Origin of the sequence: Yinghuangia soli (genome assembly GCF_021502675.1) — a bacterium.
GTDB lineage: Bacteria > Actinomycetota > Actinomycetes > Streptomycetales > Streptomycetaceae > Yinghuangia > Yinghuangia soli.
In genome coordinates this window covers 52,014-74,194 of record NZ_JAKFHA010000033.1, presented here as the reverse complement: position 1 = coordinate 74,194, position 22,181 = coordinate 52,014, and the positions used below count along the sequence as shown (strand labels likewise).

Below are 22,181 nucleotides of genomic sequence, written 5' to 3'. Positions count from 1 at the left end.
ATGGACCACCACCACGTGCGCCGCTACCTGGACCGACTGGGCGTCACCGACCTGCCCGGCGGCCTGCCGGACCGCGCGCCGTCGGACGACGCCGATGCAGCGGCCGCGCTGGCCGTGCTGCAACGCCGGCACCTGCTGTCCGTACCGTTCGAGAACCTCGACATCCACCTCGGGCGCCCGATCGCGCTGACCGAGGACGGAGTCTTCGGCAAGGTCGTCGACCGGCGCCGCGGCGGGTTCTGCTTCGAGCTCAACGGCATCTTCGCCATGCTCCTGCGCGGCCTCGGCTACCGCGTGGACCTGCTCGCGGCCCGCGTGGTCCGGGACGACGGCACCCTGGGGATCCCGTACGACCACCTCGCGCTGCGCGTCCAGGCCGACGGCCCGCGGCTGGCCGACGTCGGCTTCGGCCGCTTCGCCCTCGCCCCGCTGGACCTCGCCGACCGCGGCGAACAGCACGACGCACAAGGCGTCTTCCGCATCCAGGACGCCCCGGACGGCGACCTCGACGTCTATGCGGACGGCAAGCCCGCCTACCGCCTGGAGACCCGCCCGCGGGCCTGGTCCGACTTCGCGGCCGGCTCGTGGTGGCACCAGACCTCGCCCGAGTCGCACTTCACCCAGGCCCCGGTCTGCACCCTGCTCACCGACGAGGGCCGCGGCCGCATCACCCTCAGCGGCCGCACCCTGATCGTGACCGACGCCGAAGGCCGCCGCGAGGAGAAGTTCCCGGACGACGAGGCGCTCCTGAAGGCGTACCGCGACCACTTCGGCTTCGACCTGGAGAAGGCGCCGTCGCCCCTTCGGGGTGACGCATGAACGACCAGCGGACGAACGCCACGCTGGGCGGTGACGGCGCCTGACCCCCGGCGCGGGTGCTTCGGGATGTCGGTCGCGGGTGGTTGCATGGCGGAGAAACCGCCAAGCGCCGGAGGTCGGCCATGTCCCTGGTACGCGTGCACAACTTCTCTGTCTCGCTCGACGGCTTCGGCACGGGTGAAGGGCAAAGCCAGGAGCAGCCCTTCGGGCATGCCGGGCAGCGGCTGCACGAGTGGTTCTTCGACACGCCGACTTTCCGCGAGGACCACGGCGGGCAAGGCGGCGGCCTTGGCGTCGACGCCGCGATGGCCGCCAACTGGGAACCGGGCATCGGTGCGGAGATCATGGGCCGCAACAAGTTCGGCCCGCAGCGCGGACCGTGGAAGGACCACGACTGGAACGGCTGGTGGGGACCCAACCCGCCCTTCCACACTCCGGTCTTCGTCCTGACCCACCACCCGCGCCCCTCCGTCGAAATGGAGGGCGGCACCACGTTCCACTTCGTCGACGCGACCCCCGAAGAGGCCCTGCGCCAGGCCCGCGAAGCGGCCGGCGGCCAGGACGTACGCATCGGCGGCGGCCCCACGGTCGTCCGCGACTTCCTCGCCGCCGACCTCATCGACTGCATGCACGTGGTCGTCGTCCCCATCCTCCTCGGCCGCGGCGAACGCCTCTGGGACGGCACCGAAGGCCTGGAAAAGCGCTTCCGCATCGAATCCGTCAGCACCCCCAGCGGCGTCACCCACCTGACCTTCACCCGCCGCTGACGTCAGTGCGGATGGGCGGCGGAAAGGGCGGTCACGCGAGTGCGGAGGTCTTGGGTGCGCGGGGTGTCGTGGCCGGGGGAGAGGGCCTCGGCCAGGATGTCGGCGGCGACGACGAAGGATGTGGCGCCGAAGCCGCGGGCGGCCAGGGACGTGGTGTCGATGCGTACTCCCGAAGGGGCTGACGCGGGGCGCGGGTCGTAGGGGACCGGGCAGCATTCGACGGTGATGCCGATGCCGTGCAGGCGTTCCTCCGCGGCGCGGCCGTGCAGCGGGGTCCCGGCCTCGCCGGAGCGGCAGGCGCGCAGGTCGAGCAGCACGAGGTGGACGTCGGTGCCCCCGGTGAGCACGCGTACTCCGGCGGCGAACATGTCGGCGCGGGCGAGGCGTTCGGCGATGATGCGGGCGCCGTCCACGGCCCGCCGACGCACGATGGCGAACGGCATCCCGGCGGCCAGCTTGAAGGCGACTGCCTTGGCGGCCAGACCGCGGTCGGGCGCGACGTCCTCGAGGCCGGCGGAGACGGCCGCGCCGATGCGCGCGGCGAGTCCGGCGCGGCCGAGGACCAGGCCGCCGCGCGGGCCGTCGAGGGTGGTGTGCGTGGTCGCGGTGACGACGTCCGCGTACGGCACCGGCGACGGGTGCACCCCGGCGGCGACCAGGCCGGCGAAGTGCGCCATGTCGACCATGAGCCGGGCACCGACCGCGTCGGCGACCGCCCGGAAAGCCGCGAAGTCCAGGTGGCGGGTGTAGGCGGACCACCCGGCGACGACGACCTGCGGCCGGTGCCGCTCGGCGAGGCGTGCGACGTCGTCCATGTCCACCCAATGGGTGCGGGCGTCGACGCGGTACGCGACGGCCGGATGGCGCCGCCCTGCGACGTCCATAGTGTCGCCGTCTATGCGGCCGCCGTGTGCGCGGTCCAGGCCGAGCACCGTGCCGCCCGGGTCGAGAAGCGCGGAGAGCGCAGCCGCGTCCGCGTGGGCGCCGGACCGGAGCCGGACGTCGGCGTGTTCGGCGCCGAAGAGGTGGCGGGCCCGTTCGATCGCAAGCGCCTCGATGCGGTCGCGGAAGCCGGGATCTTCCGCGCGGCGTCCGGAAGGGACCGTGGGGGAGTGCCGAGCGGTCCCGGTGCCCTCGGCTTCGAGGACGGCGGCGGGAGTGCAGCCCTCCGCCGCGGTCATGTCCAGCGTGTCGAGTCTGCGGTGCGACTCCTGCGCCAGTAAGGCGTGGATCTGCGGGTCGGCGGCTGCCAGCGGCAGCGTCATGGCGTCGCTCATCGCGGACATCCCGCCGGACGAACTGCGGTGTCCCTGGGGTGGTTCGTCACCACGCGCTCCCCGTGTCGTGAACCGCGGCACGCCACGTGGTCGGCGGCCCGGCGGCTTTCCTGCATCCCGTCCTGCCGCACCTTGGCGGAGGAAGTTAGGTGAGGCTAACCTAACTTCTCATGGGACAACAAGGGGTTGTCCGGCAGCCCGCGAAGACCCGCCCGACACGAGAGGCCGAACCCCGTGGCCACCGACTCCACCGCCGAACTGACCGCGCCGGCCACCCGCGTCCCGCAGCAGGCCCCCGGCCAGATCGAACTCGGCCGCGCGCAGCCGTACATCCGCACCCGGCAGCCCGGCGGCCGCGACCCGCTCGCCCTCGTCACCCGGCTCGCCCGCGACGGCGGCTTCGACGAGTCGGCGGTCTACGAGCGGAACGGCCGCTGGTGGTTCGCGGGCGGGGCGGCCGCGGTGCTGACGGTGTCGGAGCGCACCGTCGCGATCGGCACCGACGGCGGCACCTTCGGCCTCCCGTGGACCGGTTCGCCCGCCGCCCAACTCCACGCGCTGACCCGCATGCTCCCGGTCGCCGACTGGCGGCTGTACGGATGGGCGGCCTACGACTTCGCGCTCGCCGCCGCCCGGATCCGCACCGGCCGGGAACTCCCGCCGGTCCTGGCCCGGTTCACCGTGCCGCGCGTGGAAGTCGCCGCCGACGGCCACGGCCTCGACATCCGCGCCCTCGACGCCGCCGACCTGAGCCGCGTCCTTGACACCGCAGCCCGCCACGACCCCGTGACGCGGCCCGCATGGCCGGTCGACCCCGAGGCCGGCGACCCCGAGGCCTACCGGGCCGCCGTACGCGACACCCTGCACCGCATCCGCGACGGCGAACTCGGCAGGGCCCACCTGTCGCGGCGCGTCCCGGTGCCCCACGACGTCGACTTCCCGGCCACCTACCTGCGTGGCCGCGCGGCCGGAGGCCCCGCCCGCTCGTTCCTCCTCGACACGCCCGGACTGCGCGCTGCGGGGTTCGGCCCCGAGGCCGCCGTCGAGGTCACCGCCGACGGATGTGTCACCGCGCGGTGGTCGGCCCGCAGCTTCCGCCGCGATCTCGACCCGCTCGGCGAGTTCACGGTCGTCGCAGGGAGCGCACCCCACGACGGCCGACTCAGCGGCCGGCTCAGCGGCCGACTCCATGAAGGGCGCACTGCATGGGACGCCCTGGTCGCGCTCGTCCCCGCGGCGACCGCGTCCGGCACCCCCAGGAGCGCGGCATTCCAGGTGATCGCCGACCACGAGGACAGCCCGCGCGGCCTCTACTCCGGCGCCGTCGTACGGGCCACCAGCGCAGGCGACCTGGACGCCGCCCCGGTCCTGCGCGCCGTCTACACCCAGGGCGGCCGCACCTGGCTGCGCGCGGGCGCATGCCTCGCCGCCGACTCCGACCCCGGGCGCGCGTACCGCGAGACCCGCGCCGAACTGGCCTTCGTCGCCCCGCACGTCGTCCCGGCCGTGCCCTGACACCGCTGCGCACGGTTGTCCGGGAAGGTGGTCCGGTCGGCGCGGCGCGGAACCGTCCGCGGGCGCCCGGAGTCCGTTCCGGGCACGGGAAGGTTGCGCCGCGACGCCCGGCGTCGCAGCGGTGCCCGCACGGTACGGGAACAGGACGGGGAACGGCGTTGGACAAGATCAAGGCCACCGGAGAGGCGGCCGGGCTGCGGCTCGCCGCGCTGCTTGCCAAGCAGAAGGGCAAGCGCCTCACCCGGGCCGTACGCGACGAACTCGGCGACCTGGCCGACCCGCTGCGCGAAGCCGGCGGGGTCTGCGACGTCCTCGCGGCCGTCGAGCTCAAGCGGCGGAGCGACGGATTCGCCTGGCTCGTCGACCTCGACATGGCCCTCCTCGATGCGGCATTCGCCGCCGGCGTACCCGCGGCCGACCCGCCGCCCGGACTGCGCATCAGCCTGGCTGCCTGGCACGAAGCCGGCGCCCGCGGCGACCTCGCCGCAGTCGCCGCCGATCCGCGGTTCCGCCTGCTGCTGCGCGACGCGGTCCTCGGCCGGCGCGGCGACCTGCTCGCTCTCGGACGCCCCGACTGCGCGCTGCGTGACACCCCGGGTTTCGCGGACGCCGTGCTCGCCACCCCCGGACTGGTCGCGACCCTGCACGAGGCCGTCACCACCTGGGCCGCAGCCGCCGCCGCGGGCAGCCTGCCCGCGCTTCACGAGGCCGTGCACTACCTCGACCTGATCGGCCCCGCCCGCCTCGCGGCCGCCTGCCCGCAGGCCCGCGCGGCCATCGACCAACTCCTGGGCGCCGACGTGCCGGACCTCCTGGCCGCGACCTGGCGCAACGGCCTCGCCGACGAACTGGGCGACCTCGCGCTGGACGCCTACGACGGCTTCACGCACAGCGACGACCTCTTCCGGCTGGAACCCGCCGAAGGGGCCGACGAGGACGCGTTCGTGCTCACCGGCGGAAATCGCAGCATCGCGTTCGGCCCGCGCGGCGTCATCGCCGGACCGGTGGCCGGAGCGCTGCCCTGGCCATCCCGGTCGCCGGCATCGCCGAGCACCGACCGCCGCATCCGCTACACGTCAGGCCGCTTCGGGCTGGGCGACGAAGCCCCCGGCGACACCGCCCCCGTGCACCTGCCCGGAGCCGCCCGAGCGAGCGCGCTGCAGCGCGGACCTGACGCCTGGTGGGAGCTCCGCAACCCGGCCGGGGCCGCGACAAGCCGCTGGTACCAAGGGCCTTCGCGGCCCACGCACGTCTCCGGCTCGCACACCGTCGCACGGCAGCGCCACCGCTGGGCGGCCGGCAGCGAACTCGTCGTCCCGCCCCAGGCCTGGGGACGCCTGGCCGCACGCGACAGCGCCGCCTCGCGCATCCTGCGCGCCGCGGACCGTGCGGCCGCCGCCCGGGTCCTGGCCGCACTCGACGGCGGACTCGCCGACCGGCTCACCGAGATCGGCCGCCGCATCCCGGTCGGCAACCCGTCGCACGAGATCGCCGAAGCCTTCGCCGACCTGCGCAAGACGCTCGCCGACACGCTCCCCGGGATCACCTCCGACCGGCTCCTCGACGGCATCGCCGGCACCGTCTGGACGGCCGCCGAATGCCAGGTGCTGTCTGCCAGGAACCTCGACGCCACCGCACCCGGCACCGGACGCACGCTGCGTGCCGACCCGCTGCCGTACCCGCGCATCGATGCCGGCGACCTGCGCGCCCGCATCTTCACCGGCATGCAGGAGATGTTCCTGGAGCTGGCACGTGTCGCGGACGCCTGCACCGACCCGAAGGTCGCCGTCCCGCCGCAGACCGCCCGGCTCGCCGACGCGCTCGGCTGGGAGCTCCAACTCGGCCGCCTCGGCGGCCGCGCGCTCCGGACCGTCCTGCACGGCCTGGGGCCGGACCGCAGCAACGACCTGCGCGCCGACCACATCCGCTGCTGGGGCGTCCCCCATATGAGCGACCCGGCCGGCCGCTGGCGGACCCTGCGCCTGGACCTCGGCCGCGACCCCGCGCCGGCGCAGGGCACTGTCTGCCGTACCCCGAACGGCTGCCTCGTCGTCCTGCAGAGCGGCAGCACGGTCGGACTGGCCGCGCTCGAGTACGCCGTCGACGGCGCTTTCGGCCCACCGCCGTTCGGGACCGTGCTGGAGCAGCGCGTGTGCCGGGGCTGGGGCGGCATGGACCGCATCGCCGCCCTGCTCCGGCAGCTCGACGAACACGGCCCGGCCCCGTGGCCGGCCGCATCCGTCGAGGCCTTTGCGGCTGCCACCGGCACGACCGCCGCGCAGGCGACCGTCCTCGCCCTGGGGTTCGAACCGCGCGACGCGTACCTGCTCCGCCGCGGCGGTTCCGGCGTGTCCGCGGCGCTGGCCCTGGCCTCGGGGCTGCCCGGCGGCGCGCTCGACGAGGCGTCCCGGGAGCTGGCCGCCGAGGTCTCTTCGGACGAACGTCTCGACGTCCACGAGTTGTTGATGCCCGACGACCCGCTGGACGTGTGGCGCGACCGGCTTGCCGTCGACCGGGCCGCGGCGTGGTGGAACGGCCGGAAGGGGCGCGGCTGACAGACACACGTCCGGCCTATTGGCGGCCGCCGCGATCGGGGTATAGGCCGGAAAGCACCGCGTGCCCGACGAACTGCTCGATGAACTGCCCGTCCATCGACCTTCCGGCGCTCCCCCGAAGCGAGGTTGATCATGAGCGACGACATCGAGGGCACATCCGCCGCCCCCGGAACCCCTGAAGCCGCGGCGTCTCCCAGCCTCAAGGCGAACGCGATCGGCTTCCTCGACGCCTTGGTCATCGGCCTCAACGCGACCTCCCCGGCCTACTCCCTGGCCGCCGTGATCGGTCCGCTGGTGGCGCTCGTGGGCATCTACGCCCCCGGCGTGATCCTGGCGTCCTTCGTGCCGATGCTGCTCATCGCGTCGGCGTTCTACTTCCTCAACAAAGCCGACCAGGACGCCGGGACGACGTTCTCCTGGGTCACCCGCGCGATGGGCCCGTGGGCCGGATGGCTCGGCGGCTGGGCCATCATGATGACCGGCGTCCTGGTGGTCGGCTCGCTCGCCGACGTCGCCGTCCGCTTCGGCCTGCTCGCCGTCAACCTGGACGACTGGGCCGACAACGACGCGGTACGCCAGCCCCTCGCCGTCGCGGTCATCGTCCTGCTGACCGCGCTGTGCGTGATCGGCACCGAGACCTCCGCGCGCGTGCAGCGCGTCCTGATCCTCCTGCAGGTCACCTTCCTGCTGGTGTTCGCCGGCGTGGCGATCGGCCGGGTGTACGCCGACAACACCGGCGACCTCGACGGCATCAAGCCCGAGTGGTCCTGGCTGAACCCGTTCGGCGAAGGCGGCGCGCCGCTGACCGCGGGTCTGCTGCTGGGCGTGTTCATGTACTGGGGCTGGGAGTCGGCGGTCAACCTCACCGAGGAGACCGAGGACTCGGCGTCCGCGCCCGGTCGGGCCGGGATCTGGTCCACCATCCTGCTGCTGGCGACGTACCTGTCGGTGGGCATCGCGGTGGTGGCCTACGCGGGCACGACCTTCCTCGCCGACAACGCCGACGAGGAAGAGTCGATCTTCGCGCTGCTCGCCGGCGAGGCGATGGGCGGCTGGGACTGGGTCGTGCTGCTCGCCGTTTCGACGTCCGCACTCGCCTCCACCCAGACGACCATCATCCCGGCGTCCCGCACCTTGCTGTCGATGGCCCGGCGCGGCGCGCTGCCGCCCGCGTTCGCCCGCATCCACCCGCGGTTCCGGACCCCCGACATCGCCACCTGGGCCGTCGCGATCGTGGCCATCATCTGGTACGTGGTGGTCAACCAGATCAGTGAGAACGCCCTGTTCGACTCGCTGACCGCGCTGTCCCTCCTCATCGCGTTCTACTACGCGCTGACCGGCGTCGCCTGCGCGATCTTCTACCGGCACCATCTCACCGAGAGCGCCCGGAACTTCTTCCTCATCGGCCTCGGCCCGCTGGTCGGCGCGGGCCTGCTGGCCTGGCTGCTGGTGGAGTCGGTGCGGGACATGTCCGACCCGGCCAACTCGTACAGCGGGGACTCCTGGTTCGGCCTCGGTCCGCCGCTGGTGATCGGTATCGGCATCGTGATCGTCGGCATCGTCATCATGCTCGTCTGGCGGCTCCGGACCGGTGCCTTCTGGGCCGAGCGCCGCAGCGTCGTCGACCCGGCGCTGGTCGCGCGAAAGGAATCGTGACATGTCGGTTGTCCTGGGATACGACGAGTCGCCCGGCGCGGCGCAGGCCCTCCGCGTCGCCATCGAGGTCGCGGTCGCCTTCGGCGAACCGCTGGTGCTGGTCTACGGCGCCGCGCCGCCCGGCACCGGGGGCGAGGAGTACGAGAGCCACTACGAGGCACTGCGCCAGGTCGGCCGTACCGCCCTGGCCGGCGCCGTCGCGGCCACCGAGGCCGCGGGCCTGGAGACCACGGTCGAGATCCTCGACGAGAAACCGGCACAGGCCCTGATCGACGCCGCCGCCCGGCACCACGGGCGGGTCATCGTGGTCGGCAGCTGGAGCGAAAGCCCGCTGCGCGGGGCGCTCCTGGGCTCGACCCCGCACAAACTGCTGCACCTGTCGCCGATCCCCGTCCTGTGCGTCCCGACCGCCGACCAGGGCGCGCCATAGTCAGGCGGCCGTGCCGACGGGCTTGCTCGGCAGGGGGATCGCCGGCGGCGTCCAGGAAGCGTGCTTGACCATCTCGCCCAAGGCCACGCGCGCGGGGGTCAGCCGGACCGCGAGGTTCCGCAGCGCCACGGCGGGCCGGCTCTGCAACTGCTGCCCGATGCGGCCGGTCCGGCGGGCGGCCCGGGACACGGCCTCTGCGCGGGGACGCCGAGCCAGGTCGTAGCGGGCGAGTGCGGCGTCGACGTCGTCGGTCCCGGCCAGGACCGCAGCCAGCACGAGGGCATCCTCCAGCGCGATCGACGCGCCTTGGCCCAGGTGGGGGGTCATCGCGTGCGCGGCGTCGCCGAGCAGTACGAGCCGGCCGGCGACGTAACCGGGCAGCGGCGCCGCGAGCTCGTGGATGTCGTGCTGCAGGACGGTGCCCTGGACGGTGGCGTCCAGGAGTTCGGGGATCGGATCGTGCCAGCCGCCGAAGCGGGCGCGGACCTCGGCGAGGGGATCGGCGCTCCGGGAACCGGGCGGGGCGTTGACCACCGCATGCCACTCGACGCGCCCGTCCGGGATCCGGGTGCAGCCGAACTCCTCGCCGCGGCCCCAGGTCTGGTCGATGTCGGTGCCGAAGTCCCGGATCGGGCGGCAGGTCACGGCGCGGAAGGCGGTCGACCCGCTGTAGACGGCCTCCGCGGCGGTCGGCGCGACAAGGGCGCGCAGGCGGCTGTGTGTACCATCGGCCGCGACGACGAGGCCGGCCTCGACGCCGAGTTCGGCACCGTCGAGGCGGTAGGCGACCCGAGCGCCGTGTGCCTGCACGTCCACTCCGGTCACCCGGGCGTTGGTCCGCAGGACGCCCGCCGGGAGCGCAGCGCGCAGAGCCTCGTGGAGCCGCGCGCGGTGGAAGCTGTAGACAGGCGAGCCGAGGCGGGCGTCCGCCTGGGCGACGTCCATGTGGGAGAGCCGGCGTCCGGACGGGGTGCGGATGCCTCCGGAGCGCTGGCGTTCGCCCGCGGCGCGGACCGCGGCCCCGGCACCGAGCCCATCGAGAGCTTGAAGTCCGTTGGCCTGCAAGGAAATTCCGGCGCCCGCATCGTCGGGCGAAGAGCTGCGCTCCAGAACGGTGACGCGCCACCCGATCAGGCGCAGTCCGATGGCGGCGGACAGGCCGCCGATGCCGCCGCCGACCACGACGGCCGTCTTCCCGTGCGCAGGGTCGAGCGTGGCCATGGCGCCTCCTTCTACGTTTATAGAAAGCTATTCTATGAACGTAGAAGGCGTCAATGCGCCAGGTGGCCACAGGAGGAGCGCAAGTGCCGGATGCAGTACTCCAAGGGCGGCACGCGGTCCTTGCCGACGCGGCGATCGAACTCGTCGCCCGCGACGGCATCCGCGCCCTGACGCACGGCGGCCTCGACCGCGCCGCAGGCCTGCCGGCCGGCACCACGTCGGCGTACTTCCGCACCCGCAAGGCACTGGTCACCGGCCTCGTGCAGCGCCTGGCCGACCTCGACCGGATCGACCTCGAACAACGCGGACTGGCCGGCCTGGAGGCACCTGGCCCCGACGCCCCCGCGGACGCCGCGGAGCTGGACTTCATCGCGGAGATGACGGCCGCCTTCGTCGACCAGTGGCTCGTGGCGGGCCGCAATCGGGCCCTGGCCCGCTACGCATGCCTCACGGAGACCTCGCGCTACCCCGAACTCCGCGCCCTCCTCGAACCCCACGAAGCCGCCGCCCGCGCACAGGCCCGCGACCTGCTCGCGCGCGCCGGGGCACCCCATCCGGAACGCCGCGCCGGCGAGTACGTGGCCTGCGTCGACGGCCTCGTCTTCGACCGCCTCATCGGCGCCGGGGCGGCCACCGCCCCGGCCCCGGGCACCCCGGAGAACCGCGCCGAACTGTCCTCCGTGCTCAGGCGCCTGCTCCACGCAGCCGTCGCCGAGTAGGGAGGGGAGGCGACCGTGGCAGTCGTTCCGAAGCAGGCTGTGCTGGCGCTCCTCGACGGGGCCGGTGCGGCGCAGGCCGGTGCTGCGCTCGGCCGCATGCAGCCTGCGGAGCGCCGCAGGCTGCTCGACGACGCCGACGACCGGGTGCCCGCCGCGGTGTTGCGCTGGACGGCCGAGCACGGCACCCCGTACGAGCGGGCCACTGTGGCGAAGTACCCCTACCTGCCCCGCGACGTCCGCGCCGCCCTGGCGCACGACCCGCACCCCGCGCTCCGCAATCTGCTCTACTTCCGCAGCGATACGCCCGGATCCCTGCGCCGCACGCTCCTCGCGGACGACACCGGCGGCCTGCGCGCTCGCCTGATGCAGACCGAAGTCGCTGCCGACCTCGGACCCGCACTTGACAGCACCGACGCCGAACTGGCCGCACACGCACGCGAACATGCGCTGTCCGAGGGCCTGCGCGCAGCCAACACCCCCGACTCCCTGTGGGATGCGCTCGGCAGCGTCACGGTGTTCGGCTCGTACAACCGGCACGGCGCCGTGCTGGCGACCCTGCGTCCCGAGCGCTGGACCCGCGACGACTGGACGCACCTCGCCCGGCGGCACACCGGCGAACCCCTCAAGTCCTGGGTTGCCGCCGCACTCGCGCTCGAACCGTCATGCCCCGCCGACGTGCTGCCCCGACTGGTCGCCGCACGGAACGACGTCATCCACCGGCGCAGCGCATGGCAGTGCCTCACCGACGGCCTCCTCGCCCCGGACGACCTGGTCGACCGGGTGCCGTACGCCGCCAGGATGCTCCGCCTCGTCCGCGAACTCTTCGGCCCCCGGCTCGTGTTCGATGACGGACCGTGGCTGGACGGCGCCACCGCGCGCGAACTCCACGGCATCCTGCACACAGCCGTCCGCACCACCCTCGGCACGGACCCGCGCCGCTGGAACACCGCCGCGGGCCACCTGATCGCCGAGACCCCCTTCGCCGGCAGCATCGCCGACCTGCTCGCCGACGAGAGCCGCTCCCCGTACCCGCCTCTCCCGGCCGGCCGCTCCGGACCAGCCCTCGGCTACCTGCTCTCCTTCGCCGAACCCGGCGCCGTGCACCGCATCGTGGCCGGCCTCGACACACCCGCGCTCGCGGAACTCATCAACCCCGCCCACCACGACGTCCTCCCACCGGCCATCGCCGAAGCCGTCGTCGGGATCTGCGCAGCCGACCATCCCGACCTGCTGCGCCGACTCGCGATGAACCACAAGGGCGACCCCCACGTAGTCCCGCTGCTCCGGCGCCTCCGCGACCCCGAGATCGACGTCCTCATCGACCCGGACCATCCGCGCGTCGCGGGAAAGCGGCGCGACCGCCCCGACTGGCCGGCCAAGGCAGTCGCGTCCTATGACCTCGACCTCGTCGAGGAGATGCTCGCCGAACGCTCCGACCGGCTCGCCGAGGCCCACCTCGCGCTGGCCTGCCGCCGCCTCGCCGAGGCCGGCCGCCTCGACGCCCTGGCTGCCTTCACCACCGCCTACGCCGGACGCTTCCCCGAGCCGGTACGCGCCGCGGCCGCGGCTCTGGCCGAACACCCCGGCGACACCGCGCGGATCACCGCAGCGATCGACCGCCACATCCACGACGTAATGCTTGCTGCCGCCCGCCTCGGCACGTTCCCGCGCGTGACGATCTCGGGCATCACTGCCGGCTTCCCGGTCCCCTGGGACGCGCTGCTGAGTGCCGTCCCGCAGGCAAGCGCCGCCCACGTCCGAGCCTTCTTGTCGGCCGCCGAAGGCCGCATCCCGCTGGACGACACCACCGCATCCCGCCTGGTCGAACTCCTCGGCAGCGATGCCCCGAGCGCCGCTATCGCCTGGTCCCGCGACACCGCCCTGGCCGCACTCCGCAGCCCCCTGCCCGGCCCGGGCAGGCACCTGAACTTCGGCTCGCCCGACGCCGAACCCTGGGCAACCCTGCTGGCCGACGGCGTGATCACCCCGGAGGAGTACCTCACCGAAGGCCACGATGCGGAGCTACGTCTGGGGACGGTCTACCGACACCCGTACGCCCTGTTCCCGATCCAGCCCGTCCTTCGGCGACTCGTCGACGCCCACCTCGGCAGCAACCCCGACGCGTGGGCCGTCGCCATCCGCACCAGCGCGAGGTTCCCCGGCACCATCACCGAACTCCTCGCCACTGCGGGGGCTATGACAACTCCCGCGCAGCCTGCGCCGTCCACGGGAAGATAGGTCTCACCACGTCGAGCCCCACTCTCCGGAGGCACCGTGAACGACGACCTCGCCGCGGAACTGCACCGCCGCTATACGCGTGACCAGGAAGCACGTACCGCGTACACCCCGGGGGGCGACTGGGCCGACGTGGTGTCCGTCGACACGGACAACACGGCCTGGCTCAAAGACGTCATCGCCGAGCACGGCTGGCCCGGCACGACGCTGGTCGGCGAAGCGGGCGCGAACGCCGCCTGGCTGATCGCCCAACATGCCGACCGCGACCGGGAGTTCCAGGAACAGGCACTGCACCTCGTCACCGCAGCTGCCGAAGCGGGCGAGGCCAGTCCCGCCCACGTCGCGTACCTCACCGATCGTGTCCTCGTCGCCAAGGGCGAACCTCAGCTGTACGGCACGCAGTACGTGTGCGATTCCGACGGCTCGAACCTGCGTCCTCAACCGACCGTGGAACCTGAATCCCTCGACGACCGGCGCTCCGCGATGGGCCTGGAAAGCAGTGCGGACTACGACCGGCGGATGCGCGAAGTCGCCGGATAGGCGAGTGGCGCCGACCGCAGTGGGGCTTGTCGGCAGCGGTTACCTCGGGCGGTCGCCGACGATGGTCACGCGCTCCATGACGCGCTTGTGCGGGTAGTAGTCGGCGCTGGCGTAGTGCTGGGTGGCTCGGTTGTCCCAGAAGGCGACCGTGCCGGCGCGCCAGCGCAGGCGGCACTGGTACTCCGGATGCCGAGCTTGGTCGTACAGGAACTCGAGGAGGTCACGGCTCTCTTCGTCGCGCAGGCCTTCGATGCGGTCGGTGAAGATGCGGTTGACGTAGAGGAGCCTGCGACCGGTCTCGGGGTGGGTGCGGACGACGGGATGCGCGACCGCCGGGTACCTCTGCTGCATGCGGGCGAGGTCGTCGGGGGACAACCCGGCGCCGAAGCTGCGAGTGAAGTCGTGTACGGCGGTCAGGCCGTCCAACCGCCTCCGCATTTCCGCGGAGAGGCCGTCGTAGGCCGCGCCCATGTCGGCCCACAGAGTGTCGCCGCCGACGGAGGGGACGTGCACGGCGCGCAGGATCGACCCCATGGGCGGGGTGGTCTCGAAGGACGCGTCGGAATGCCAGACGTTCTCCACGGCGGGGGAGTCGGCACCGCGGGCGAGGCGGACGACCTCCGGGACGCCGTCGGCTTTCGGGAGGAACGGGTGCACTTCGGGGGTGCCCCAGAGGCGGGCGAGGTCGCGGTGCTGCGGAGCGGTGAGGTGCTGGTCGCGGAAGAAGAGCACCTTCCACTCCAGGAGTGCGCGGTGCAATTCCGCGTGCAGTTCGGAGCCGAGGGGCCGACTGAGATCGACCCCGTCGATCTCGGCGCCGATGGTGGGCGTGCACGGGGCGAGCCCGAAGAGTTCGTAGGGGGCGGTCGGGGTGTAGGTGCCGTTCGGGCACAGCTCGCGGACGGGGACTGCGGACACGCCGTTGTCGAACACCGGGCGCGTATCGGACGTGCTGAGCATGGGGCCTCCACAAGAGTGAGGTGTTCGTGCGGACAGCGGCATGGCGGGACGGCCGGTGGGGACGGCCGGTCGGGACGCGGCCGCCGTCAGCGAGCGCCCGCCATCATCGAGCGGACGCCGTCAGCGCGCGGGCGGCGGGGCCGCGGTCGCCAGGCGCAGGGTCTCCGGGCGGCATGGCGCGGTGAGGATGCCGACGCCGGCGTCGACCAGGTCGGCGACGTACAGCGCGGTGGAATCGGTGACGTGGACGGGACCGGCGTTCAGGCGCAGTTCGCGTTCGGCGAGGGCGCGTACGGCGAACGCGGCGAAGTGCCGCCAGCGGCGCCCGGCAAGATCGGCGGGCAGGGTCGCGCGGCCCAGCTCCAAGGCTCTTTCGTTGAGTTCGTGCAGGCCCGTGGTCCACGGGCTGCGGGCGATGTCGTCGGGGCCGGGGGCGGCCACGTCCGGGTGGACGGTGTACGCGGCCTGCGCACAGAACTGCAAATACCAGCTGCCCCCGGCCGGGCCGCTGTGGAGCTCGTCGAGCAGCTCGGCGAGCGGGACGACGAATGCTTCGGCCAGGGCGTACGGATCCCCGGCCCGGCCCTGCCGGTCGGACTCCTCGATGAGCGCCGTGCGGCGCGTGTTGATCGGCTCCATGCGGTACCGGAAGATCGCGTCGACCAGGTCCTGGATCGAACCGAAGTGGTATTTCACGGCGTTGGTGTTGCGCTGACCCGCCGCCGCGGCGATCTCCCGGGCCGACACCGCGTTGATCCCGCGCTCGGCGAACAGGCGTTCCGCCGTGGTCATCAGCCCCAGCCGCGTGGCCGCCGAAGTCTCCATGCCGGGACGTTAACGCACATGCGTTAATCTCTTCAAGTGCGGATCCGCCGAACGTCCGACGCGCCGGTCGGCTGCCGGAGGGGGCGGACGGCGCTGCGCGTCGGAACGTCTGGGTGCGGCCCGGCTATTCGGGCGACTGGCTCTGCCCCGAACTGCGGAATTCCAGCAGGCGGATGACCGGGCGGGCGGCGTCTCCCGCATCCGTGTCAGGGGTGGACGGGATGGTCCCGCTGAGCCACAGGGCGGCGAAACCGTGCACGATCGACCACGCCGCAAGCTCCTCCGTCTCGGTGGCCGAGGGCGGGAGTACCGCGGTCAGGGCACGGCCGGCGCGGTCGCGCGCGGCGGCCACCTTGGGGGAGTCGGGGTCGTACAGGTCCGGCTGGAACATCACTTCGAAGTGGGCGCGGTGCCGGGCGGCGAACCGCACGTAGGCCACGCCGGTCTCGACCAGGTCGCCGCCCGGCGCGTCGAGCGTGTCCGCCAGCAGTGCGTAGCCCTCCGCGGCCAGTGCGGTCAGCAGGCCGCGCTTGCTGCCGAAGTGGTGGGTGAACGCGGCATGCGAGACGCCGGCTCGGCGCGCCACGTCGCGCAGGCTGAGCGCCGCCGCCCCGCTGTCGTCGATCGCTTCGGCATCGACGCACTGGACGCCTGGCACCCCGCATTGCGGGTGGGCCTCGCGGTCATGTTCCTGCTCACCGCGTTCGCGCACTTCTACCCGAAACTGCGAGCGGATCTGATCGGGATGGTCCCGCCCGCGCTTCCCCGCCCCGGTCTGCTGGTCACGATCACGGGCATCCTCGAGATCGCGGGCGCGGTCGGCCTTCTCGTCCCCGCCACCGCCCGTCTCACTGCGGCGTGCCTGATCGTGCTGCTGATCGCGATGTATCCCGCCAACGTCTCCGCTGCCCGGCGGCGCGTCGCCCAAGGCGACCCCCTCGGGTAACGCACGGCGCTGCAAGTGGTGTTCATCGCCGCAGCCGCGCTGGTGCTGGCGGCGCCGTGACCCAGTCCGGCGAAGTGGGCGCCGCCCTTGTCAGTCCTCGGCCTTGCCGATGTTCTCCGGGACGATGAAGTCCCGTATGAGCTTGTCGGCATCGCGGACGAGCGGGCGGATCAGCTTGTAGCGGGACAGGGTGATGACGCGGGCGACCATGGGCGTGGTCCGCTTCACGAAGTCGCGGGTCTTCTGCGAGTTCGGGGTGCGGTCGTAGACCCAGAACAGGACGATGCCCATCTGGTGGAGCCACAGCAACTCGGGCAGTATCTCCGACATTTCGGCGTCGAGCTTCATGGCCGAGCCGGCCAGGACCTCGCGGTAGAGGTCGACGACGGTCTGCCGGGCCGGGTAGGACTCGGCGGAGAACGGGGACAGCGGGCTGTCCGGGTCGGCGGCGTTGCGGAAGAACTGCACGGCGAAGCCGTGGAACGGCTCGGCGACGTCGAGCCACGCCTCCAGGGTCACCTGCAGGCGCGACGCGAACTCGGTGCGGCGCGCCAGCCGGCTGCGGGCGGTCTCGATGTGCTCGCGCGTGACCCGGTCGTAGAAGCCCTGGATCAAGTGCTCTTTGGACTCGAAGTAGTAGTACGCATTGCCGACCGAGACGCCGGCCTCGGTGGCGATGGCGCGCATCGTGGTCTTGTCGTAGCCGCGTTCCTGGAAGAGCCGCAGGGCGGTCTCCAGGATCAGAGACCGCGTCTGCTCGCTCTTGCTCTGCTTGCCTGCGGCGGGCGCGGGCGGAGTGCCGGGCGCCTCTGCGGAAGGCTTCGAGGCCGGAGTCGGTTGTGCGTTGTCCACCCGAGGAACCTTAATCGTGCGGGCCGCAGCCGTTCGCGCAGTCTCCCGAGGCCCGGCGGGTCGCGGCGGAGATCTTGGCTGCGGCGACGACCGCGGCCTTGGCGAGCGGGAGGCCTGCCGGAGTGCTGAGGCGCCCGGCGAGGGGGCGGTAGCCGCGCAGCGCCCACAGGCAGACGACCCACGCGTGCGCATCTGCGTAGATCTGCCCGGCGTCGCCGATCACGGTGACCTCGCGGAGGGTGCGGGCGTGGTCGAGTTCGGGGTAGCGGTTGCGGGCCCGGGCCGAGCCGGCCGCGATCAGGTCGATCGCGACGTGCTTGGGACGCCGCGCCAGCCAGGCGCTGACCGCGACGCACAGCGGGCAGAGTGCGTCGTAGAGGACGGTGATGCGGCGTACGGGCGGGACGGTGGGGGCGGTGCGGGGGAGAGCGTAGGAGGCCTCACCCCCGTCGAGGCCTCCTACGCGGGTCCAGGCGGCCATCGCGGTCACACGCCCACGGCCGGGCTGGTCCAGCCCTGCGGCGGGACCGGCGGCACGGTCTCGCGGTCGGCGAGGCCGCGGCGGCGGATGCGGCCGAGGACGCAGACGTTCGCGAGGTGCAGGGCGCCGAGCACGAGCAGGACGGTACCGATCTTGACCGACAGGGCCTCGAGGGCTTCGCGGGCCGAGTCGACGCTGCCGCCGATCTTCAGGTGGAGCGCGACGAAGCCGAGGTTGACGAGGTAGAAGCCGACGATGAGGAGGTGGCCGACCGCTTCGGCGAGCTTGCGGTCGCCGTGCAGGACGTCGTGCAGGAAGAGCCTCCCGCTGCGGCCGAGCGTCCGGCCCACCCAGAGCGTCAGGGCGATGCTGACCAGCAGGTAGACGGCGTAAGTCACCACGGTGAGATCCATGGAGCACCCCTTTTTGAACGCGTTCAATGCGCGTGCCCGCACTCTAGACCCAGCTTTTGAACGCGTTCAGTCCGGGGTGCAGCCCAAGGAATCAAGGATGGAATGACAGATGTTGAAATCTGTCAGTCGATAGTCCATGCTGGAGGCGTGCCCGGAATTCCGGGACGCGACGGCAAGGCGGTGCTTCGTGCTCCGTGCTGCGCTTGCCGGCGTCCCGGCCGGGTGCGTCCGTCCCGCACTCCGGAAGGAACCACTGCCATGGACTCCCGCACTCTCGGCACCGCCGCAGGCCCCCGCGTCTCCGCCCTCGGGCTCGGCTGCATGGGCATGTCCGCGCTGTACGGTCCCGCGGACCGCGGCGAGAGCATCGCCACCATCCATGCGGCCCTGGACGCCGGCATCGACCTGCTCGACACCGGCGACTTCTACGGCATGGGGCACAACGAACTGCTGATCGCCGAGGCCCTGCGCGGGCGCGACCGCGACGGCGTGCACATCAGCGTCAAATTCGGTGCGCTGCGCGATGCCGACGGTGGCTTCGCCGGGTACGACGGCCGTCCCGCGGCGGTCAAGAACTCCCTGGCGTACACACTCGTCCGGCTCGGCGCCGACCACGTCGACACGTACCGCATCGCCCGCGTCGACCCGGACGTCCCGATCGAGGAGACCATCGGGGCCATGGCCGAGGAGGTCAAGGCCGGTCGCGTGCGGCACATCGGCCTCTCCGAGGTCGGCGCGGAGACCATCCGCCGCGCGCACGCCGTGCACCCGATCAGCGACCTGCAGATCGAGTACTCGCTGATCTCGCGCGGCATCGAGGCGGAGATCCTGCCGACCTGCCGAGAACTCGGCATCGGGATCACCGCGTACGGCGTGCTCTCCCGCGGCCTCATCAGCGGCCACTGGCAGCGCGATGCGGCGCTGGCACCGGGCGACTTCCGCGGCATGAGCCCGCGCTTCGGCGGCGACAACCTCGCCCACAACCTGGCCCTGGTCGACGCGCTGCGCAGCGTCGCCGACGCCAAGGGCACGACCGTCGCGCAGATAGCGATCGCGTGGGTGCTGGCCCAGGGCGACGACATCGTCCCGCTCGTCGGAGCCCGCCGCCGCGAGCGGCTCACCGAAGCGCTCGGCGCCCTGGACACGACGCTGACCGCGGACGACCTGGCGGCCATCGAGCGTGCCGTCCCCGTCGGTTCCGCGGCCGGCGAGAGGTACGCTGCGGCACAGATGGCCCATCTCGACAGCGAGCGGTGATACGCACGCCGGGGCAGGGCCCGGCGGCCGCGCCTCCGCGCGCGGGCGGCGCCCGGAGAGTTCCGGGAACACCCGAGACGACATCAGCAAGGACGGAACCGACGTGGCGGACGGACCCCTGACCCCGGAGCAGATCCTCAGCGCCGCCGAGGATGTGCTGCGGCGGTACGGGCCGGCCAAGGCCACCGTCGTCGACGTCGCCCGCGCACTCGGCGTCAGCCACGGCAGCGTCTACCGGCACTTTCCCAGCAAGGCCGCACTCCGCGACGCGGTCACCCGCCGCTGGCTCGACCGCACCCACGCGCAGCTCTCCGAAGTGGTCGCCTCCGACTCGCCCGCCGAAGCCCGGCTCCGCGCCTGGCTCGAGACCCTCTATGCGGCAAAGCGCGCCAAGGCCCACGACGACCCCGAACTCTTCGCGGCCTACTCCCAATTGGTCACCGAGACCAGCAGCTCGGTCGAACGCCACCTCGCCGAGCTGACCGCCCAGCTCACCGACATCATCGAAGACGGCATCAACGAAGGCGCCTTCGCCCGCACCGACCCCGTCGCCGCCGCCGACGCGGTCTTCAGCGCCACCGCCCGCTTCCACGACCCCGTGCACGCCCGGGAATGGAACGACCCCGGCACGCAGCAGTCGTTCGACAACGTCTGCACGCTGCTCCTCGCCGGCCTCGCGCCGCGCGGCTGATCCGGGCGCAGCGCCGCGCCTGTGCCAGAGTCCTCGCATGGCAAGTGTGTGGACCGAACTTGTGATCGACTGTGCCGAGCCGCGCAGGCTCGCCGACTTCTGGCAGGCCGTCTTGGGGTACGGGCACCTGCGGGAGGACAAGGACGGCGACGTCCTGATCAGCGACGTCGAACGCAGCCCCGAAGAGCGCCGGGCCGGCGGGCACCCGCCGCTGCTCTACTTCATCCGGGTCCCCGACGGACCCAAGAAGGCGAAGAACCGCCTGCACATCGACCTGTCCCCGACGGACCGCGGCCGCGAGGACGAAGTCGCGCGCATCCTGGCGCTGGGCGCCACCCGTGCGGACATCGGACAGGGCGCCGATGCGGGATGGACGGTCCTCCACGACCCCGAGGGAAACGAATTCTGCGTATTGCGCCCCCTGGGCACGTGAGCGCCAGGTGACCGCGGTGCGTGCGGTACGCGGGCGGCATCCGCGCAGTACGGCACCCGGTGGCGGCGTTTGGGCTGATTGTGACGGGGGATCGATGCACGTCGGGGTGTTGCGGACCCATCTGCACGGGCGAAGTCCGTAGGCTCCCGAACAGGCTGTCGTGCGCCGCAAGCGGCGCACATGCTCCCGACGTTAGGGGTGGTAGTCCATGGCGCGTCCGAAGATCGTGGTGGTCGGCGGCGGCTTTGCCGGCGCCGAGTGCCTGCAGCGGCTCGAACGCAAGCTCGGCCCGGCGGAGGCCGAGCTCACCCTGGTCACGCCCACCGACTACCAGCTCTACCTGCCGCTGCTGCCGCACGTCGCGGCCGGTGTGCTCACCCCGCAATCCGTCGCGGTGTCCCTGCGCAGACGGCTGCGCCGGACCCGGCTGGTGCCCGGTGCCGCGATCGGCGTCGACACCGCGGCGAAGGTCTGCATCGTCCGCAAGACCACCGGCGAGCTCGTGGACGTCCCGTACGACCAACTCGTGCTGACCGCCGGAAGCACGACCCGCACCTTCGACATCCCCGGACTCACCGAGTACGCCCTGGGCATGAAGACCCTTGCCCAGGCCGCCTACCTGCGCGACCACGTCATCGCCCAACTGGACCTCGCGGCCGTCGCCGAGGACCCGGCCGAACGCGACGCCCGGCTCCGGTTCGTCGTGGTCGGCGGCGGCTACGCGGGCACCGAGACCGCCGCCTGCCTCCAGCGCCTGACCACCGCAGCCGCCAAGCGCTATCCGCGGCTGGACCCGTCGCTCATCGAATGGCACCTTGTCGACGTCGCCCCGAAACTCCTGCCCGAACTCGGTGAAAACCTCGGCGCGAAGGCCATGCAGATGCTGCGCCGCCGCGGCGTCGAGTTCTCGCTCAACACCTCGGTCGCCGCGGTCGAAGCGGACAGTGTGACGCTCACCGACGGCCGCGTCCTGCCGACCCGAACGCTGATCTGGACGGCCGGCGTGGCGGCCAGCCCCCTGGTCCACACCCTGTCCACCGAGACGATGCGCGGACGCCTGGTCACCACCGCCGAGCTGACCGTCCCCGGTGTCGAGGGCGTCTTCGCGGCAGGCGACGCAGCTGCCGTACCCGACCTGGCGGCAGGCGGCGGCGCCATCACCCCGCCCACTGCCCAGCACGCCCAGCGCCAGGGCAAGGCCCTCGCGCACAACGTCGCCGCCCGGCTGCGCGGCGGCCTGCTCCGCCCGTACCGGCACCGCGACCTGGGCCTGGTCGTGGACCTCGGCGGCAAGGACGCGGTATCGAAGCCGCTGGGAGTGGAACTGTCCGGAGTCCCGGCCCAGGCAGTGGCCCGCGGCTACCACGTCATGGCCCTCCCGACCGTGACCGCACGCACCCGCGTGCTGGTCAACTGGGCGCTGAACGCCACCGCGGGCGACGACTTCGTCCGCACCGGCTTCCAGGCCGGCCGCCCCGCGCGGCTCCAGGACTTCGAGGAGACCAACGCCTTCCTCACCAGCGAAGAACTCAAGCAGCGCTACGAAGAGGAGTAGCCGAGCAGTGACAGGGGAGCGGGACGCGGACGGA

Annotated in this window: 22 protein-coding genes; 14 read left to right on the top strand and 8 right to left on the bottom strand. The window is 72.7% G+C overall.

Annotation, left to right across the window (positions count from 1 at the left end):
* Both LZ495_RS35090 and LZ495_RS35085 read left to right on the top strand, forming a co-directional pair.
* The gene (locus tag LZ495_RS35090; RefSeq protein ID WP_235057191.1) at positions 1-819 is read left to right on the top strand and encodes an arylamine N-acetyltransferase family protein; all 819 of its coding nucleotides are present in this window, start codon (positions 1-3) and stop codon (positions 817-819) included.
* A gap of 122 nt (positions 820-941) precedes the next feature.
* Positions 942-1,586: a dihydrofolate reductase family protein gene (locus LZ495_RS35085; protein ID WP_235057190.1), complete on the top strand. Its 645-nt coding sequence runs from the start codon at positions 942-944 to the stop codon at positions 1,584-1,586.
* Between the two features lie 2 nt (positions 1,587-1,588).
* Here the strand turns inward: LZ495_RS35085 and glyA are convergent, their stop codons facing one another.
* A complete protein-coding gene (gene glyA, locus LZ495_RS35080) occupies positions 1,589-2,863 on the bottom strand; it encodes a serine hydroxymethyltransferase (protein ID WP_235057189.1) in 1,275 nt (424 codons plus the stop codon).
* A 234-nt stretch (positions 2,864-3,097) separates the two neighbouring features.
* On the opposite strand from glyA, the gene LZ495_RS35075 reads away from it, so the two are divergent.
* The 4 genes from LZ495_RS35075 (at position 3,098) to LZ495_RS35060 (ending at position 9,019) form a co-directional block, all read left to right on the top strand.
* Complete coding sequence (locus LZ495_RS35075; protein WP_235057188.1) at positions 3,098-4,378, top strand: chorismate-binding protein; 1,281 nt, start codon at positions 3,098-3,100, stop codon at positions 4,376-4,378.
* Between the two features lie 158 nt (positions 4,379-4,536).
* Positions 4,537-6,933, top strand: a complete 2,397-nt coding sequence (locus LZ495_RS35070; protein WP_235057187.1) for a hypothetical protein — start codon at positions 4,537-4,539, stop codon at positions 6,931-6,933.
* Positions 6,934-7,065: 132 nt separating this feature from the next.
* On the top strand, positions 7,066-8,589 hold the full coding sequence (locus LZ495_RS35065) for an APC family permease (RefSeq protein ID WP_235057186.1): 1,524 nt from the start codon (positions 7,066-7,068) through the stop codon (positions 8,587-8,589).
* A 1-nt stretch (position 8,590) separates the two neighbouring features.
* Positions 8,591-9,019, top strand: coding sequence for a universal stress protein (locus LZ495_RS35060; RefSeq protein WP_235057185.1), 429 nt, complete (start codon positions 8,591-8,593; stop codon positions 9,017-9,019).
* Here LZ495_RS35060 and LZ495_RS35055 read toward each other — a convergent pair whose 3' ends face one another.
* Complete coding sequence (locus tag LZ495_RS35055) at positions 9,020-10,240, bottom strand: FAD-dependent monooxygenase (RefSeq protein WP_235057184.1); 1,221 nt, start codon at positions 10,238-10,240, stop codon at positions 9,020-9,022. It abuts the gene before it with no gap.
* An 83-nt stretch (positions 10,241-10,323) separates the two neighbouring features.
* Between LZ495_RS35055 and LZ495_RS35050 the strand changes: the two genes are divergently transcribed.
* Genes LZ495_RS35050 through LZ495_RS35040 form a run of 3 tightly spaced genes read left to right on the top strand, consistent with a single transcriptional unit; the run spans position 10,324 to position 13,734 of the window.
* Positions 10,324-10,959 carry a TetR/AcrR family transcriptional regulator gene (locus LZ495_RS35050; protein WP_235057183.1) on the top strand — a complete coding sequence of 212 codons (636 nt, stop codon included), beginning with the start codon at positions 10,324-10,326 and terminating at the stop codon, positions 10,957-10,959.
* A gap of 15 nt (positions 10,960-10,974) precedes the next feature.
* On the top strand, positions 10,975-13,197 hold the full coding sequence (locus tag LZ495_RS35045) for a hypothetical protein (RefSeq protein ID WP_235057182.1): 2,223 nt from the start codon (positions 10,975-10,977) through the stop codon (positions 13,195-13,197).
* Between the two features lie 36 nt (positions 13,198-13,233).
* Entirely contained in the window at positions 13,234-13,734 is a 501-nt protein-coding gene (locus LZ495_RS35040; protein WP_235057181.1) for a DUF6624 domain-containing protein, read from the top strand.
* Between the two features lie 39 nt (positions 13,735-13,773).
* On the opposite strand, the gene tauD is transcribed toward LZ495_RS35040, so the two are convergent.
* The 3 genes from tauD to LZ495_RS35025 form a co-directional block, all read right to left on the bottom strand.
* Entirely contained in the window at positions 13,774-14,694 is a 921-nt protein-coding gene (gene tauD, locus LZ495_RS35035) for a taurine dioxygenase (RefSeq protein WP_235057180.1), read from the bottom strand.
* Between the two features lie 120 nt (positions 14,695-14,814).
* Positions 14,815-15,519: a TetR/AcrR family transcriptional regulator gene (locus LZ495_RS35030; RefSeq protein ID WP_235057179.1), complete on the bottom strand. Its 705-nt coding sequence runs from the start codon at positions 15,517-15,519 to the stop codon at positions 14,815-14,817.
* Between the two features lie 124 nt (positions 15,520-15,643).
* On the bottom strand, positions 15,644-16,105 hold the full coding sequence (locus LZ495_RS35025; protein ID WP_372498692.1) for a TetR/AcrR family transcriptional regulator: 462 nt from the start codon (positions 16,103-16,105) through the stop codon (positions 15,644-15,646).
* Here LZ495_RS35025 and LZ495_RS35020 point away from each other — a divergent pair.
* A complete protein-coding gene (locus tag LZ495_RS35020; RefSeq protein WP_235057177.1) occupies positions 16,079-16,465 on the top strand; it encodes a DoxX family protein in 387 nt (128 codons plus the stop codon). The genes LZ495_RS35025 and LZ495_RS35020 overlap by 27 nt on opposite strands.
* 90 nt (positions 16,466-16,555) lie before the next feature.
* Here LZ495_RS35020 and LZ495_RS35015 read toward each other — a convergent pair whose 3' ends face one another.
* The 3 genes from LZ495_RS35015 to LZ495_RS35005 are packed head-to-tail and all read right to left on the bottom strand — an operon-like array spanning position 16,556 to position 18,211.
* Positions 16,556-17,317, bottom strand: coding sequence for a TetR/AcrR family transcriptional regulator (locus LZ495_RS35015; protein ID WP_235057176.1), 762 nt, complete (start codon positions 17,315-17,317; stop codon positions 16,556-16,558).
* A 10-nt stretch (positions 17,318-17,327) separates the two neighbouring features.
* Positions 17,328-17,798, bottom strand: a complete 471-nt coding sequence (locus LZ495_RS35010) for a thiol-disulfide oxidoreductase DCC family protein (protein ID WP_268823759.1) — start codon at positions 17,796-17,798, stop codon at positions 17,328-17,330.
* A gap of 5 nt (positions 17,799-17,803) precedes the next feature.
* The gene (locus tag LZ495_RS35005) at positions 17,804-18,211 is read right to left on the bottom strand and encodes a hypothetical protein (RefSeq protein ID WP_235057174.1); all 408 of its coding nucleotides are present in this window, start codon (positions 18,209-18,211) and stop codon (positions 17,804-17,806) included.
* A 258-nt stretch (positions 18,212-18,469) separates the two neighbouring features.
* On the opposite strand from LZ495_RS35005, the gene LZ495_RS35000 reads away from it, so the two are divergent.
* From LZ495_RS35000 to LZ495_RS34985, 4 genes are all read left to right on the top strand, one after another.
* Entirely contained in the window at positions 18,470-19,468 is a 999-nt protein-coding gene (locus LZ495_RS35000) for an aldo/keto reductase (protein WP_235057173.1), read from the top strand.
* 103 nt (positions 19,469-19,571) lie between these two features.
* Positions 19,572-20,159, top strand: a complete 588-nt coding sequence (locus tag LZ495_RS34995) for a TetR family transcriptional regulator (protein WP_235057172.1) — start codon at positions 19,572-19,574, stop codon at positions 20,157-20,159.
* A gap of 37 nt (positions 20,160-20,196) precedes the next feature.
* Positions 20,197-20,592: a VOC family protein gene (locus tag LZ495_RS34990; RefSeq protein WP_235057171.1), complete on the top strand. Its 396-nt coding sequence runs from the start codon at positions 20,197-20,199 to the stop codon at positions 20,590-20,592.
* 208 nt (positions 20,593-20,800) lie between these two features.
* Complete coding sequence (locus LZ495_RS34985; protein WP_235057170.1) at positions 20,801-22,147, top strand: NAD(P)/FAD-dependent oxidoreductase; 1,347 nt, start codon at positions 20,801-20,803, stop codon at positions 22,145-22,147.
* Positions 22,148-22,181 lie beyond the last annotated feature (34 nt).